This is a genomic window from Rhodococcus sp. YH3-3 (assembly GCF_001653035.1).
Lineage (GTDB): Bacteria > Actinomycetota > Actinomycetes > Mycobacteriales > Mycobacteriaceae > Rhodococcus_F > Rhodococcus_F qingshengii.
This window is the reverse complement of sequence record NZ_BCWH01000004.1, coordinates 192,194-205,686: the sequence shown is the minus strand read 5'-3', so window position 1 is coordinate 205,686 and position 13,493 is coordinate 192,194. Positions and strand designations below refer to the sequence as shown.

At 61.9% G+C, this 13,493-nt stretch carries 16 protein-coding genes and 3 pseudogenes; 12 read left to right on the top strand and 7 right to left on the bottom strand.

What is annotated here, in order from left to right; genetic code table 11:
* From YH3_RS32310 to YH3_RS32285, 6 genes and pseudogenes are all read left to right on the top strand, one after another.
* A pseudogene (locus YH3_RS32310) lies at positions 1-316 on the top strand (helicase); the annotation flags it as partial.
* 29 nt (positions 317-345) lie between these two features.
* Positions 346-693, top strand: coding sequence for a hypothetical protein (locus YH3_RS36975; protein ID WP_003941264.1), 348 nt, complete (start codon positions 346-348; stop codon positions 691-693).
* A 142-nt stretch (positions 694-835) separates the two neighbouring features.
* Positions 836-1,051 carry a hypothetical protein gene (locus YH3_RS32300; protein WP_003941254.1) on the top strand — a complete coding sequence of 72 codons (216 nt, stop codon included), beginning with the start codon at positions 836-838 and terminating at the stop codon, positions 1,049-1,051.
* The gene (locus YH3_RS32295) at positions 1,052-1,354 is read left to right on the top strand and encodes a type II toxin-antitoxin system PemK/MazF family toxin (RefSeq protein WP_064444829.1); all 303 of its coding nucleotides are present in this window, start codon (positions 1,052-1,054) and stop codon (positions 1,352-1,354) included. It abuts the gene before it with no gap.
* Positions 1,355-1,385: 31 nt separating this feature from the next.
* Positions 1,386-3,347, top strand: a complete 1,962-nt coding sequence (locus YH3_RS32290; RefSeq protein WP_371595646.1) for a hypothetical protein — start codon at positions 1,386-1,388, stop codon at positions 3,345-3,347.
* On the top strand, positions 3,347-4,144 hold the full coding sequence (locus tag YH3_RS32285) for a hypothetical protein (RefSeq protein WP_064444828.1): 798 nt from the start codon (positions 3,347-3,349) through the stop codon (positions 4,142-4,144). The genes YH3_RS32290 and YH3_RS32285 overlap by 1 nt, the downstream gene beginning before the upstream one ends.
* Before the next feature lie 118 nt (positions 4,145-4,262).
* Here the strand turns inward: YH3_RS32285 and YH3_RS35760 are convergent, their stop codons facing one another.
* A complete protein-coding gene (locus tag YH3_RS35760; protein WP_238592754.1) occupies positions 4,263-4,421 on the bottom strand; it encodes a hypothetical protein in 159 nt (52 codons plus the stop codon).
* Between the two features lie 16 nt (positions 4,422-4,437).
* A complete protein-coding gene (locus YH3_RS32280) occupies positions 4,438-4,785 on the bottom strand; it encodes a hypothetical protein (RefSeq protein WP_154100392.1) in 348 nt (115 codons plus the stop codon).
* Positions 4,786-4,955: 170 nt separating this feature from the next.
* On the opposite strand from YH3_RS32280, the gene YH3_RS37450 reads away from it, so the two are divergent.
* The 5 genes and pseudogenes from YH3_RS37450 to YH3_RS37440 all read left to right on the top strand — a co-directional run bounded on the left by YH3_RS37450 (position 4,956) and on the right by YH3_RS37440 (position 7,218).
* The gene (locus YH3_RS37450; protein WP_371595647.1) at positions 4,956-5,243 is read left to right on the top strand and encodes a DDE-type integrase/transposase/recombinase; all 288 of its coding nucleotides are present in this window, start codon (positions 4,956-4,958) and stop codon (positions 5,241-5,243) included.
* A gap of 458 nt (positions 5,244-5,701) precedes the next feature.
* Positions 5,702-6,409, top strand: a pseudogene (locus YH3_RS32270) (alcohol dehydrogenase catalytic domain-containing protein); the annotation flags it as partial.
* A 65-nt stretch (positions 6,410-6,474) separates the two neighbouring features.
* Positions 6,475-6,636, top strand: a pseudogene (locus YH3_RS37445) (IS3 family transposase); the annotation flags it as partial.
* A gap of 46 nt (positions 6,637-6,682) precedes the next feature.
* Positions 6,683-7,126: a DDE-type integrase/transposase/recombinase gene (locus YH3_RS35265; protein WP_082920735.1), complete on the top strand. Its 444-nt coding sequence runs from the start codon at positions 6,683-6,685 to the stop codon at positions 7,124-7,126.
* Positions 7,084-7,218 carry an IS3 family transposase gene (locus YH3_RS37440; RefSeq protein ID WP_082920734.1) on the top strand — a complete coding sequence of 45 codons (135 nt, stop codon included), beginning with the start codon at positions 7,084-7,086 and terminating at the stop codon, positions 7,216-7,218. The genes YH3_RS35265 and YH3_RS37440 overlap by 43 nt, the downstream gene beginning before the upstream one ends.
* 603 nt (positions 7,219-7,821) lie before the next feature.
* Here the strand turns inward: YH3_RS37440 and YH3_RS32260 are convergent.
* Complete coding sequence (locus tag YH3_RS32260) at positions 7,822-8,568, bottom strand: glucose 1-dehydrogenase (RefSeq protein ID WP_064444825.1); 747 nt, start codon at positions 8,566-8,568, stop codon at positions 7,822-7,824.
* Positions 8,569-8,625: 57 nt separating this feature from the next.
* Here YH3_RS32260 and YH3_RS32255 point away from each other — a divergent pair, with 57 nt between their 5' ends.
* On the top strand, positions 8,626-9,339 hold the full coding sequence (locus YH3_RS32255) for a TetR/AcrR family transcriptional regulator (protein ID WP_238592753.1): 714 nt from the start codon (positions 8,626-8,628) through the stop codon (positions 9,337-9,339).
* Between the two features lie 301 nt (positions 9,340-9,640).
* On the opposite strand, the gene YH3_RS32250 is transcribed toward YH3_RS32255, so the two are convergent.
* The 4 genes from YH3_RS32250 to YH3_RS32235 form a co-directional block, all read right to left on the bottom strand.
* The gene (locus tag YH3_RS32250) at positions 9,641-10,417 is read right to left on the bottom strand and encodes an enoyl-CoA hydratase-related protein (RefSeq protein ID WP_064444857.1); all 777 of its coding nucleotides are present in this window, start codon (positions 10,415-10,417) and stop codon (positions 9,641-9,643) included.
* Positions 10,418-10,667: 250 nt separating this feature from the next.
* Positions 10,668-11,003 carry a hypothetical protein gene (locus tag YH3_RS32245; protein WP_064444824.1) on the bottom strand — a complete coding sequence of 112 codons (336 nt, stop codon included), beginning with the start codon at positions 11,001-11,003 and terminating at the stop codon, positions 10,668-10,670.
* Positions 11,000-12,547, bottom strand: coding sequence for a class I adenylate-forming enzyme family protein (locus YH3_RS32240; protein ID WP_064444823.1), 1,548 nt, complete (start codon positions 12,545-12,547; stop codon positions 11,000-11,002). Before YH3_RS32240 ends, YH3_RS32245 begins: the two co-directional genes overlap by 4 nt.
* A gap of 82 nt (positions 12,548-12,629) precedes the next feature.
* Complete coding sequence (locus YH3_RS32235) at positions 12,630-13,391, bottom strand: enoyl-CoA hydratase/isomerase family protein (RefSeq protein ID WP_064444822.1); 762 nt, start codon at positions 13,389-13,391, stop codon at positions 12,630-12,632.
* Positions 13,392-13,493: the final 102 nt, after the last annotated feature.

Below are 13,493 nucleotides of genomic sequence, written 5' to 3'. Positions count from 1 at the left end.
GCACGTGACCCAGGCTGCGGCAATCCGTGCCCTACTCAGCCAGTACCCCGGCGTACTGGTCGGCACCGCCAACTCATTGCAAGGCCTCGAGCGTCCTGCCGTCGTGGTGCTGCACCCATTGGCGGGATACCGGACCGCCGAACCCTTCAACCTCGATGCGGGCCGTGCCTGCGTGATGCTCTCGCGTCACCGCGCCCACATGTCCGTCGTCATCGACAGCGCGTCCGCGAGCGTTCTCGCACATGGTGCGCCGTCGCCCGCGCTCGAGGTCCAGACCGGCCTGTTGGCCGCGCTGCACAGCACCCCCGCTGTGTAGTTCACCCGCAAGGGAAAGGGACACAACACATGTCCGAAACAACGAAGCCCGAATACCGTGCACGCGCCTGGGAAGGAATAGACACATTCGACGCAGTCGCGGCATCGACAGCAGGCGGCAGCAAGCACGATGACTTCCGCTACGAGCAAGACCCCGAGTCGCAGATCCACGACAACGGCGTCCGCGCTGTGCGGGCAGCAGACGGAATGATCGCGTATGCCCGCCGCTGCGGAACCGGCACCGAAGAATTGCCCACCGTGTTCGCGGATTTCCTCTCCGATGCACACCACCTGGCCGACGCGTTGGGCGTCGATTGGGAAGAAGCCACATGCAATGGGGAGGGGCATTACACCGCCGAGTTGTACGGCGCCGAGTAATCGGGGCACTGACGGTCGGACAATCCACGGACGTTCGGCCGGCAGTCCCCGGCACCGGGAGTGTCAGGGGCGGTGGTTGCAAGGAGATGAATGGATGTGGGACCGGTACCGGTTTACATCCCAATTCGGTATCATGATGGTTATGAGTACGCAGATCGCGGTACGGCTACCCGAGGACATCGTGGCGTTTCTCGACAGTGAAGTCAGCGGTGGGCGTGCGAAAAGCCGTGCTCAAGTCGTGCTTCGAGCGTTGGAGCGTGAGCAGCGTCGACAGTTGGCGGTCCGCGACGTGGAGATCCTGTCTGACGGCGCGGGTAGCGATGTGAATATCGCTGCCGCGCACGGGAAGAAGAACTGAGTGCGCCCGATCCACGAGGCGCAACTCGGAGATCTTTGTCCGGTGTTGGTCCTGACGAGGGAATTGGTTCGGCCCCACCTGGGGACGGTCACTGTTGCCCCCATTCGTTCGAAGGGGCGGGGGTTGTCGACCGAACTGAGTTTAGGTGAAGGCAACGGCGTCGAGGACGGATCGGTTGTCGACTGCGACGGGGTGACGACCATCCCCGTGTCGGCTCTCGGGGTGAATCGAGGTTTTCTCTTGCCGGCTCAGGAAGTGTTGTTGAGCAGGGCGTTGCGATCAGCATTTGATCTCGAGTCATGAGGACATCAGGAGCGACGATGGGGGAGAGATGGTGGTGAAGAAGTGGGAGCAGATTCCCCTGTTCGACCTCGATCCTCCTCCGGTGCCCGAAGTTCAGGGGGATGGTCCTGAGGTCGATTCTGAACCAGCGCTATTCGATCTCGACGACGCCGCGGCACCGGAATGCGATGCTGACGCGGATGGCGCATCACCGAATGCGGCAGATCGCGCCGACACAGAGTCAGACGTCGAGCCAGAAACCGGTGAAAGCACCGATGCCGATCGTCACGGTGCCGGCTCGACGTCGCCCGTGTCATCGGTCTCGGACACCGAACCAGTTGTGCCCCAAGATAAGCCCATTGCTGACGTGGGGCCGGAACCTCCCCCGGCGTCCGAACGGGGCGCAACCGAACCGGCCGCCCTTCCTCCCGCCGGCGAGGCAGCAGACGGCCACGCTGTCATTGTCACAGCAGCCGGCACCTACACACCGTCTGGCCACACACTCACCGGCCCAGTCGATTCCATCGAAAAACTCGACAAACTCATCAGATGGGCAACGCTCACCCCGCTGGGCGCACCGGCACAGATCTGGATAGTCGGAATCGAAGCCTGCGAAATGCTCGGATGGATCATCGACCCAGGCAGCGAAGACGATGTCGACGACATGGAAATCCTCCGCACCCGCGCTGCCGAAGAACTCACCGCGATCCTCCACGCCACGCTGACCCCGATGCTGACCGCAGGATGGGAACTGCGCGGAGAACCCGGCCACGTCGTTCACCTCTCCCGCACCACCGGGAACTTCACATCCATGGTCGACATTTTCATCGAACCCTACGTGTGGACCTACTGGAACAAAGACTTCGGATGGGGCAATCGCGTGGGGGACATGGGGATCCTCGGATCACCGGCCGCCGGAACCTACCTCCCCGACGACGACCTCCCCGCTGCGCAGGAACTGGGACGCCGACTCGCCTGGTGCGCACAACACCTCGGCGTGCTACCCGGCCCCACCCCAGCACGCACCGGCGCCGCCATCGTCGACAAGATCAAACGCGACCGCACCCGCAGCGGTAAAGGAATCGTCGTCACTGTCGGTGGACCGGTCCCACCGCTGGACGGCGAACCCCGCGGAGATCTCGAACCTGCAGTCGGATGGACCCGCATCCCGGACCTCGAAGAACTTTCCGACGCAACGCAACTGGTATCGATAGACCAACGAGCTGCGTACCTCGCTTCCGCTGGCATGCTCGAATTCGGCTACGGAAAACCTCGACATCTTCGCGGCGAGAACGCGCTCGACGCTGCGCGGCAATCGAAAACCCCGTTCGGACTCTGGCGTGTAACCCTCCCACCGGGTGACATGCTGGCGCTCCCACCCGCTCTGCCGTTGCCTCACCCACACATGCTCGCCGACCAACCTGTGCAGACCTGGATCACCACCGTCAGCCTCGACGCACTGCAAACCTCCATCGCCGATGGCGGAATCGGCGCAGAACTCGACGACCTCGACATCACCGAAGCATGGGTCTACCCCGAACAAGGTCGGGCCCTCGACAAGTGGGCGAAAATCTTGAGAGAAGCCCGCAAAGTTGCCGTCGACACCGGCGACACAGCAATGAAACGGTTCATCGGCTCCTGCTACAAGGGCTACATCGGCCGAATGGTCAACCCCGACATGTGGACCGCCAAACAAATGCAACACCACCACCAACCGCTCTGGCGAGCAGCGATCATCGCGCACTGCCGCTGGCGAGGCCGCCGCGTCGCGATGCGCATCGCGCGCGAAACCGGCCGATGGCCACTGCGCACCGTCACCGACTCCTGGGTCTACCCCCTGCCCCCGGGCATCGATATCGCAGACAAGAGTGACGCACTCGGGAAAATGACTCTGGAAAAGAGTGCCCCGCTCACCGAGGACATCACTGTGATGCTGACCGACGCACGCGACACCCACGAGATCAACCTCGCACTCAAAGCTGCGTTCACCGACGAAGATGAAGGAAACATATAGTGGCCCTGCATCTTCCGAAACCGCGATCAACCAAACCCGCACAGAAGACCGTCGGCTTGGACGGACTCAACGTATCTGTCTCGACAGCAGCGACCAGCGGTATCGAAAAATCGAAATCAGTCAAAAGCGGGGGATTGGCCGGACTCACCAGCAAAGTCTCCGTACGCCAGCTCCGTACCGAAATCGGCAAAGAAGGCCTACGGCAAGCAGCTATCGACGCCGGAAGAAAGCCCCCCTCGGACCGAACACTGCGCCGCTGGGCGCAGCAAGGACGAATCCCACACCCCGACGTCACCGAACGCGCACAACGGCGAGCCGCCATCGAACGCCTCGGCGGAATCGACGCTGTCGCAAAGAAAATCGGCCGTTCACGATCAGCGGTCTCTCGCTACCGCTCCGGGGAAACCAACGAACTGCGCGCTGACGCGAAAAAGAAACTCAAAAACGTCAAAGCACGCGACATCATGGACCGCGCCGGCGTCCTACGACCCGACGGACAACCCAAAAAGGCCACCATCCGAGTCCGCGGGGGAGTGTCCGTCCGCAACGGTTCCGAAGAAGGCTACGACTATCGAGTGCGTACCCTCGACTTCGCGAACTCCGACAGCCCCTTCAGTCTCGACGAAACACGAGAACTCGCCATGGCTTTGGCCAACGACGATCATGCCCGAGTGGTTGCCATCCTCGAACGTCACGCCACGATGGACTACCCCGAGAACAAGGGATTCGACCAGTACGGTGACGAGTTCGGCTTTCACTTCGAATCCATCGAATCCGTCCACATCGACTGGACATAGAACCGTCCTGGCTCTCGGTGCGCCGAACAGGACTGGGAATTCCGTTCTCGGACCCTCGGATCGGACACCGAAATCGATCGGCCCGTGGATTCGCCGGCCAGGTCGGAGACGTAGGCGCTCAGTCGGGGTTGTCAGGTTTGACAGGCAGATGGGAGTCGAGTTCGGAGACGGTGGCTTCCACAGCTGCCGCGATCTCGTCGTCGGTAGGAACGAGATCGCGAACCTGGGAGGGGAGAGTCTCATAGGGGAGGGCTCGACGCAGCGTCCTTCTTCGCATCCGGCGCCCACCAGAACTACAACACGCTCATCGTCGACGACGCCGGCCGCAACGCGATCCAGTGGATCTCCGACTGGCTCAACCGCCAGATCGCACGTGCAGTATGAGTCGATACCGCGCCCACAAAATGAAGGGATGTTCCACGTAGGTCGTCGGACCGAATCGTTTGGCTGTCTTCGCATTTTCGGCGAGATTGGACCAGCACGCCGACAGCGTTGCCGTCCTGGCCGACCGCGCGCCACAGATAGTGCTTTGCCGCCTTCAACAACGTGACAGTGCCGCCGGGACGGAAAGAGTCGTGATCCGCAATGAGCGGGAAGTTGTCCACCGTCCACGTTGATTGCCCTTTGGGCGTACCCGCCACTGTGTGTCCTCACCTTGCGCATCCGCACGGTGCAGGACCGCAGAACGATTCGAGAGAGCGTTTTCATTGCTAGGTGCCGTAGAGGATCAGACGCCCGGGACAGCGAGAAATAGGAGCGCTTGCTGGTCACCGACAAACTCCGCAGCTACCAGGTCGCGCACCAGGCCACTATGTCGACGGTCGAGCACCGGCAGAACAAATACTTGAACAATCGCTGCGAGAACTCGCATCAACCGACCCGGCGACGCGAACGGGCGATGAAAGGGTTCCGCTCTGTCGTTGCAGCGCAACGATTCCTGTCCGTTTTTAGTCGCATCTCGCTGCACTTCCGTCCGCCGCGGACCGTATGGCCGCCGCCGATCACCGCACCGACCTGTCCGCCCGATTTCAGGTGTGGGATCGGGTCGCCGAACAGACCCTCGTTGCCTGACCGGCTGCTCTGTGTGATGGTCGTCTGAACCTGAAACCTGTGGTACTGCAAACAACTTGACAATGCCATGTCGATGATCATGCCGTCGTCGTCGCGGTACTGATAGGGCTGGCCGCGGTCGACGACGATCCGGATGCGTTCGGGGAGTTTTCGGGCCGCCGTGCATACGGCCTTGTTGTGGTGCTGACACTGCTCGACCATGAGCCGGTAATAGAAGCGGGCCAGTTGCGGATCGGATTTGCGTGCCGAGTTCGCGGCGAGGAACACCGCCATCCGTAGCGACGAGGGGCGTTCCTTGGTGATCGCCCGATGCTTGTGCTCCATCGTTCCGGAGAATAAGTCTGATCGGCCGCAGCGGCTCAGTAGCCACAGGCATTGATGTGCGCATACAAACAAGTTTCGTGCGTTCACGGACAAGTCATAGGGCCCGGCCTGGAGCATCCTATGACGTAGGACACAGCCCCGCGTACAGGGAAGAAGGACACAGTGACGTTGCAGGCAGCAGTTTTATGGGAAGCCGGTCTGGACTGGAAAATCGAGGACCTTGTTCTGGACGCTCCGAAGTACGGCGAAGTGAAGGTCGAGTTGGCGGCGTCGGGGTTGTGCCACTCCGATGAACACGTACGTGACGGCAGCGTGCCCGTCGGATTGCTGCCGTTCATCGGCGGCCATGAAGGCGCGGGCATCGTCACCGAGATCGGGCCCGGAGTCACTTCCGTCGAGGTCGGCGATCACGTCGCACTCGGGTTCATCCCAGCGTGTGGCCGCTGCCGAGCCTGCGCCAACGGCCAGTCGAGCATCTGCGACCTCGGTGCGCACCTACTCGAGGGCTACCAGGTAAGCGACGGCACCGCGCGTCACCACGTCCGTGGCCAGGACGCGGGCATCCAGTGCCTGCTCGGTACGTTCGCACCTCAGACTGTCGTCAACGAAGCTTCGTGCGTCAAGATCACCAACGACATCCCCCTCGACAAGGCCGCGCTCGTCGGCTGCGGTGTCACCACAGGCTGGGGATCGGCGGTCTACGCGGCTGCAGTTTCCGCAGGCGAGACCGTCGTGATCCTTGGTATGGGCGGTGTCGGTTGCGGCGCGGTACAGGGCGCGGCGCTGGCGGGCGCACGCCACGTCGTCGTGGTCGATCCGTCTCCATTCAAGCGTGAGCAGGCCAAGATTTTCGGTGCGCAGCAGCCTGCGAACCTGCGGTCGTCCCGGCATGCGCGTTGATCGAAGCGGAGAAGGCCAACTACCCGATCGGCTGGATGGGCACGTTGCTGGATGTGCCGCGGTCGACGTTCTATGCCTGGCGTGTCCGGGTCGAGACGCCGACCACCTCCCGCAGGCGAGGGTTGCGCGAGCAGGTCAGGCGGGTGTTCGACACGTCGAGGCAGACGTACGGGTGCCGGCGCGTGGCCGCCGAGTTGAATCGGGACGGTATCGAGGTCAGCGTCGGTACCGTCGCCGGACATCATGCGCGAGCTGGGATTGTGCGCGGTGCAACCACGTGCGTACAGGCGGACCACGATTGCCGGCGAGGTGGCGGCTATCCCGGACCTGATCGACCGGGACTTCACAGCACAGGTGCCGGACGCGCGTCTGGTCGGTGACATCACCTACCTGCGCACCAGTGAGGGATGGTTGTATCTGGCGACGGTGGTCGACCTCCCGACACGGATGGTCGTCGGATGGCAGACCGCGCCGCACATGCGCACGTCGCTGATCGTCGACGCGTTGCAGATGGTCGTCACCGGTGGGCACGTCAGGACGGGCGCAGTGTTCCATTCGGATCGTGTAAGTCATTACACATCAACGGAATTCGCAGATTCCACCGAGTTTACTGACGTGCGAATCAGTCTCGGACGAACAGGGGTGTGTTGGGCAACGCGGCGGCCAAGTCGTTCTTCGCGACGCTGAAGAACGAGGTGTACTACCGGCAGAGCTTCGGCTCCCGGAGTCGAGCACGGTTCGCGGTCGCCGAGTACATCAAGGTGTTCTACAACCGATAACGTCTGCATTCGACGCTGGGCTATCGCACCCCCCCGGAAGCCCTCGCCGAGTATCGAAACGCAGCATCAGCTGCCTGAAACTACCGAGTCGCTGTCCAAGAACCTTGACACACTCCACTCTCTACTAATCCCGGGGCTTGACAGTCGGCTGTTCCCCTACAAGAGCAGTGTCCACGATCTGTCGGCTGCGCCGCGGGCGGGCGGTCCCGTGGTTGTCATCGAGGTGCTGGTCAACGAGGCCTGGGGGAGGTAGGAGCGCTCGACCCTCGATTCCGTAATGGTATGTCTCGCAGTGTTTTCCATCAGCCGATATCGGGAGTGGAAGGTCCGTCCCGCTGCCATGCCGGCGGGACGGACCTGCTGCGCGGACGCGGCTTCTTCCCACCGGCGTCGAAAGCGTTCATACACCTCGCCGTGGCGGAGAGTGATGTCTTCACAGAGATCCGAGCATGTTGGGTGAGGTTTTTGTCGCCATCATGCTGTGCTCAGGCCGCGACTTGTTGATCAGTCACCACCTCAGTCGGATGGATACGCAAAGTAGCCACTCAATGTTGAACGGGACTCATGTTCCGGGGTTACTTTGCGCCCCTCGCGGCATAAGTGTCAGGAAGCGGTGAGACCACCGTCGATGACGTGCTCCATTCCGCTGATGTACGACGATTCATCGGACGCCAGGAACAGAACCAAGCTTGATACTTCGTCGGGTTCGGCCATGCGTCGGATCGGAACGGTCGACGCGATGCCACCACCGTCGGCGTCGGTGGCCGCTGCCATCATCGGGGTCTTTATATATCCGGGGTGCACCGAGTTGACCCGAATTTGCTCGGGCCCGAACTGGACTGCTACCTGCTTGGTCATGCCGCGAGAGGCGAACTTACTGCCGACATAAGCGACATTGGGCGCACCGACGATCGCTACCATGCCCGCAGTGGAGGAAATGTTGACAATTGATCCTCCGCCGGCCTTCCTCATCGAGGGAATGACGGTTTTCATGCCCCAGACTTGCGAATGTTGATTCACTGCGACAACCTGCAAATACGCTTCTGGGTCGATCTCGACGACGTCCTCGATCGGACCGAGGATGCCTGCATTGTTGACCAATATGTTGACCGGACCATATTTTGCCTCGGTTTGGGCGACCACATCGTGCCACTGATCGAGTGATGTGACGTCGTGTTCGATGAAATGGCAATGATCGCCAACCTCGCTGGCCAGTGTACGGCCGCCTTCCACGTTGACGTCGGTGAATACCACTCGGGCGCCTTCTGCAACGAAGCGGCGTACGTGTGCGGCCCCCATGCCCTGGGCGGCTCCGGTGATGATGGCAACTCTGCCGTCGAGTTTTCCCATTTTCTGACTCTCTCTCGCAGTGATTGGCGTTTTCCGAGCCCCCGAGAACGAACGGTGGTGGTTCGTGGCGAGGATCTGCTGCTTATTATGGTACTCAGTGCCATTATTGTCTTGGTTTTGGAAGATTGGGCGTTTTGGTCCGTGAACTCGTACGTTCTTCTGATGACGACGCATCGAGGACAGGCAGGTCGTCCACGCGCAGCATCCAAAGCTGATGTCGAGGAGGTCGCGCTTGCATTGATGCTCGAACGGGGCTATGAGAATGTCAGTGTCGAGGACATCGCGGCGGCGGCGGGAATCGGCAGAACAACGTACTTTCGGTATTTCGGGTCGAAACCGGGTGTGGTGTGGTTGTCTTTCGATGCCACGATCGAGCGCCTTGATCAAGAGTTGGCCGCGTTTCGGGGGAGTGACGTCCTTGGTGGTGTTCGTAGAGCTGTTGTGGAGTCGACACGCGCTGCGGTGTACGACAGTGATGTGTGGTTGGAACGTTTCCGGCTTTTGGACATCAGTGCGGAGTTGCAGGCCGGCGCCTACGTTCACTGGGAAGAGTGGAAGCGGCCGGTAGCGGCATTCGTCGCGGCTCGCACGGATACGCAACCTATCGATCGCATTCCGGCAGTCGTTGCGGCCACCTGTCAAGCTGTATTCGTGTCCGAATTGCGCGACTGGCGCAACAGCGATGACAAACGACACGACTTACTCGGCCGCCTCGACAATGGCCTGGGCGAGATGCTGAACCTTTTCGGTGCCCTGGTGTCACCGCAGTAGATGACCCAACTAACTGCACTGTTCCTGCCGAAAGCAGGCGTCATCTGATCTCGCTGGATCGCGGTCGTGTCCAGATCGTGGTCACGTGCTCCGTGAGGTGGCGTCTTCGGGCTGCTGTGAGGTTCACTTGTCGCGGGTGTTGAGCCCGTTGCATGTTGTATGAAGGGGTCGCTTTGCAGCGATGTCGCCTTTGTCCAACTCTTACATGGTCGAGTGGTGCCGCACAGCTCCGTCGCTGAGGTTCACCGGACGTGGGCTTGTCGGCGTAACGTCGAATGCTCTGGCGTGGGTATGCGGAGAGTCAGTGACCCGTCCACCTGGGTGGGCGCTTTTCCATGTATGCCCGCCGCCCTTCTTGCACATCCTCTGTGCGTGCATATGCCTCTATGGCCTCGTTCTTGGTGGACAGGGCAATCTCCAAGGGATGGTTCGCTCGCGAGAGAACGGCCTGCTTGGCGGCTTGTTGAGCGAGAGGCGAGGCGGCAGTTAGTCGTTCGGCCCACAAGCGTCCTGCCTCAGCCAAGTCCTGACGCGGGACGACCTCGTTGACGAGTCCGAAATGAAGTGCGCGGTCGGCGGGGAGTTGCTCGCCGGTCAGGATCATTGCCATCGCAATCCGGTGTGGGAGTTGGCGGACGGCTCGGTGGACCAGGCCGGCTTCGCCGATGATGCCGGCACGTACTTCCGGCAACCCGAAGCTGGCATCGTCGGCAGCGACGATGATGTCGGCGCACATCGCCAGTTCGAACCCGCCCCCGAGGACGTACCCGTGGACGAGAGCCACAAGCGGTTTGCGTAGCTGCCGCAGCGGACCTCCTATTCCGGTGAGCCCGCCTCCGAGCCCGATGCGAGCTGGTGCGACGTCGGTGCCGGCGCTGATGTCCCCGCCAGCGCAGAACGCACGATCACCGGCGCCAGCAAGGACAGCGACCCATATCTCGGGGTCCGAATCGATTTCGTCCCACCGCCGAGCCAATTGTTCGTCGACGGCGGTGTCGATCGCATTCAGTTTGCTCGGCCGGTTCAGCACGACATGGGCGATGTGGTTGTTGACGGAGTAGAGCAGTTCCTCGCTCATCGAATCTTTCCTGTTCACTGCATTCACGTAGTCGACGACCACGTGAACGCAGGGGCAGGCGCACCCCTGAGTGCCATGGACTTCGATTCATCACGCAACATTGTCCTTGCGGGTGTGGTCGCCCGGCACGGGGTGCCGCGCGGGCGTTCGTTGAGCAGGGGCTACATCGATCAGCGTCTCGAGTGCCCTGTGGCCTCCGGTCATTCCTCTTCTCGCTCAGGGCAGTTCGGCGCAGATTGCAAAACGAAGGTCACCCGACGTGCCAGGCACTGATCTGCGGCGGGTTGACCTTTCGATCGACGAGCGGTGAGGACTCCAGGCTCCCGTCGCTCATCGCTTGTCCGAGCGAAGTCATCGTTGCGACGACGTCATCGTTGTCCAACTCGTAGATGGTCAGACGACGCCGGGCAGCCTCTGCCGTAAGGGGTTCACCGGACGTTGCGAGCTCGATGTAACGCGTGCCACGTACTACGCCCGCGACTCGGGCGACCACCTGAGGAATGTGCACTGTGTCGTACCAGCGGTCGAATTCGTTCTCGGCCGCGCGGGAGACCGGGCTGCTGTGCACGAACAGTGAGCTACTCATGCGACTGTCTCCTGTAGTTCGCTGCGCAGCTGTCGCTTCAGTACCTTGCCGTAGGCATTGGTCGGTAGGTCATCGACCCAGATGACTCGTTTCGGCATTTTGTATCCGGCGAGTCGAGTACGACAGAATGTTTGCACCGCTTCGGCCGATGGATCGACTCCGTCTGCGGCCACGAGGACCGCGGTCACCTCTTCACCCCAGATGCGGTGCGGCAGGCCGATGACGGCTGCTCGCGCCACTCCGGGCGCATCGACGAGTACTTCTTCGACCTCACGGGCGTAGACGTTCGACCCGCCGGTGACGATCATGTCCTTGACTCGATCGACGAGAAAGAGGTAACCGTCAGCGTCGAGACGGCCCATGTCACCAGTATGCAGCCAGCCCTGATCGAGCGTCTTGGCGGTTTCCTCGGGCCGGTTCCAGTATCCGAGCATCACCTGGGGTGCTTTGCCCCAGATTTCGCCGACCTCACCAACAGGCACGTTCTTGCCTTCGGGGTTCACCACCCGGATTTCGCGGCCCGGGATGAGCCGACCAGCCGACTTCGCGAGCACGTGCTCGTCCGTGTCCGCACGGCGGTGGTCGTCGGCGCCGAGGGAAGTCAGGAACATAGGCGCCTCCATCTGCGCGAATGACTGCACCAGTCGCGCGTCGAAGCGATCAGTTGCTTCGTGGAACGTCGGAACGTCGATGGGGGACCCGGCGTAGTAGATCCATCGGAATTTCTCGGCTGGGGCCCAATCGGCAGGCAGTGCGTCGAGCAGCATTCGAATCATCGACGGAACCAGGAACATTCCCTCAGCGTCTCCGTCGCGAATGAGCGCTGCAGTCTGATCGGCATTGAAGTTTCGAACCAGTAGATTGACGCCGGCGTGTCGTAGCGTGGGAAGGAGGAGGAACCCAGCACCATGAGTGAGGGGAGCCGGATGCATCACCGAAATTCCATCTTCGAAGTCGAGCAGTTCGACGCAGGTGTCGCTGACGCTGTTCCATGCCCCGTGACTGAGCATGACCGCTTTCGGTGCGCCGGTAGTGCCGCTGGTGTACATGAGCGAGCACAGGTCACTCGCATCCTGCACGTGCGGCGCAATGAACGACTCGCGAGAAATGCTCTCGAGCGTCGGGACGCCGTCGGTTTCACCGGTCACGTCCACTACCCGCGGCAGCGTAATCGATGTGTCCGCTCGGAGAGCTTCGAGGAATGTGGGCTCGGTGACGAGGAGAGTGGCCCCGGCGTCCTTCAGCATGTAGTCGAAGTCGCGGATCGTGAGCCGGGTGTTGAGGGGTACCACGACGGCACCGGCGGTCAGGGCGCCCATGAAGGCGATCATGTAGTCGCAGGAGTTGTGCAGAAGTAGAGCAACGCGGTCCCCCGGGCGCACCCCCTCCGCCGTCAGTCCGGCCGCGAGGCGTCCGGCCGCGTCTCGCAGTTCGGCGTATGTCATCTCGCGTCCTGCTGTGAGGTCGCGCACGGCGACGCGGTCAGGTACGAGGTCCGCTGTCTCCCAGAGGGTTACGGCGATGTTGGCGTTGGGGCGGGTCATGAAGTGGTCCGTTCTACCTCGTTGGCCACCGGTGGCCGCCCGCGCGAGTTCGGGCGGCCACCGGTGGCGGATTGGATGGGGCTCAAAGATCGAGTGCTGCCAGCGCTTCGTGTGTGAGGCCGTAGCCGAGGTTGTCGTGCATCAGCTTCTTGAGCGGCCGCGTGAGAACCGTGCGTGCGTAGCGCCGCGCCATCATCGGCTTCGCTGCGATGCCAGCGGCCAGCTCCCGGGCACGGGGGAGCACCTGATCCAGGGGAAGTACCTCGTTGACAACGCCGTAGTCCAGGGCTTGCTGAGCGTTCAGTTCCTGACCTGTCAGCAGGAAGTACTTCCCGCGCGTGTCGCCCAGCGCATGGGTCCAGGCGACGTGTGCCCCGTCGCCCGGCACGATGCCGGAGGCGAAGTGAGGGGAATCCGAGAATTTCACCGTGTCCGAGGCGATGATGATGTCGTTGATGATGGCAATCTCGGGGTGCACCAGTGCCGGACCGTTGATGGCCGAGATGACCGGTACCTGGATCGCCAGCAGGTTGTTGAGCAGGCGCTGACCCTCGAAAATGATTTCGGCCCAGTCGTGTGGTGTGCCGAGGTTGAAGGTCGAGAAGTCGATGTCCGGGCAGAATGCGTCGCCGGTCCCTGTGAGGATGACGACGGCATTGTCAGGGTCGCACGAGATCTGCTCGAACGCATACGCCAGCTCGTCGTGCGCGGTGGTGGTCCAGATGAGCGGACTACCGTCGGTGTGCAGGGTTACCTCGAGGACTCCGGCGTCGGATCGCTCGAGGCGGACGTTTTCGTACCGGTCCTTGTATTCCGCGAACAGCGGTGCGATGCGGCGCGCCATGGTGGTTCCTCTCGGTTGACAAATCGGTGCTCCGCCACGTGGTCGTGGCGCTGACCGTGCCGACGTGACCGCCGACACCCAGGATCGTGGCATGCAAACAAA

Excerpts from the sequence above, each read along its gene's own strand:
- YH3_RS36975 (WP_003941264.1), top strand. The coding sequence starts at position 346 with ATGTCCGAAACAACGAAGCCCGAATACCGTGCACGCGCCTGGGAAGGA.
- YH3_RS32300 (WP_003941254.1), top strand. The coding sequence starts at position 836 with ATGAGTACGCAGATCGCGGTACGGCTACCCGAGGACATCGTGGCGTTT.
- YH3_RS35760 (WP_238592754.1), bottom strand. The coding sequence starts at position 4,421 with ATGCGAAGAAGGACGCTGCGTCGAGCCCTCCCCTATGAGACTCTCCCC.
- YH3_RS37450 (WP_371595647.1), top strand. The coding sequence starts at position 4,956 with ATGTCGACGGTCGAGCACCGGCAGAACAAATACTTGAACAATCGCTGC.
- YH3_RS35265 (WP_082920735.1), top strand. The coding sequence starts at position 6,683 with ATGCGCGAGCTGGGATTGTGCGCGGTGCAACCACGTGCGTACAGGCGG.
- YH3_RS32260 (WP_064444825.1), bottom strand. The coding sequence starts at position 8,568 with ATGGGAAAACTCGACGGCAGAGTTGCCATCATCACCGGAGCCGCCCAG.
- YH3_RS32250 (WP_064444857.1), bottom strand. The coding sequence starts at position 10,417 with ATGAGCGAGGAACTGCTCTACTCCGTCAACAACCACATCGCCCATGTC.
- YH3_RS32245 (WP_064444824.1), bottom strand. The coding sequence starts at position 11,003 with ATGAGTAGCTCACTGTTCGTGCACAGCAGCCCGGTCTCCCGCGCGGCC.
- YH3_RS32240 (WP_064444823.1), bottom strand. The coding sequence starts at position 12,547 with ATGACCCGCCCCAACGCCAACATCGCCGTAACCCTCTGGGAGACAGCG.
- YH3_RS32235 (WP_064444822.1), bottom strand. The coding sequence starts at position 13,391 with ATGGCGCGCCGCATCGCACCGCTGTTCGCGGAATACAAGGACCGGTAC.